Source organism: Flavobacterium sp. NRK F10, from assembly GCF_024054235.1.
In the GTDB taxonomy this organism is placed as follows: domain Bacteria; phylum Bacteroidota; class Bacteroidia; order Flavobacteriales; family Flavobacteriaceae; genus Flavobacterium; species Flavobacterium sediminis.
On the sequence record NZ_JAMXLC010000001.1, the window covers coordinates 731,213 to 731,945 of the forward strand.

Sequence of the window (733 nt, forward strand, 5' to 3'; positions counted from 1 at the left end):
GCAAAGCATAGCCCTGACCAGTGACGGGGGATTTATCCTCGGCGGTACTTCCGCTTCCGATAAAGGTTCCGACAAAACCGAAAACAGCAAAGGCAAAGAAGACTTCTGGATCATCAAACTCAATGCTAAAGGCCAACAACTGTGGCAAAGAACCATTGGCGGCAGCGGGATGGAAAAGCTTTTAAGCATTGCCCAGACCAAAGACAACGGCTATATCTTAGGCGGAACTTCCTCTTCCAATAAAACGATAACTCCGGAAGGACAAACTCCCGATCTGTATGGTAAATCAGAAGACTCGCGAGGGAATCTGGACTTTTGGGTCGTAAAACTCAGCGAAGCCGGAACGATCGAATGGCAAAGAACCATCGGCGGAAAATATGTGGACGAATTGCGCAGCATTCAACCGACGACAGACGGCGGTTATATTTTAGGAGGTTATTCCAACTCTCCGGCTTCGGGCGATAAAACAGAAGAGAACTACGGTTTGGGAGACTACTGGATCGTGAAGCTCGATGCACAGGGCGAGATCGACTGGCAAAGAGCCTACGGAGGGGAAAAGGACGATAATCTGAATGCTTTGATCCCTACCCGGGATGGCGGTTATTTGTTAGGCGGGAACTCCAATTCCGGAGCGACGTATTCCAAATCAAAGACCAACCGTGAAGGAACCGATTTCTGGGTGTTAAAGCTCGATGAGTCGGGTGAGATCGAATGGCAACAAACGTATAACTAT

General features: G+C 48.8%; 1 pseudogene. It reads left to right on the forward strand.

What is annotated here, in order from left to right:
- Positions 1-733, forward strand: a pseudogene (locus tag NHF50_RS03445) (T9SS C-terminal target domain-containing protein); the annotation flags it as partial.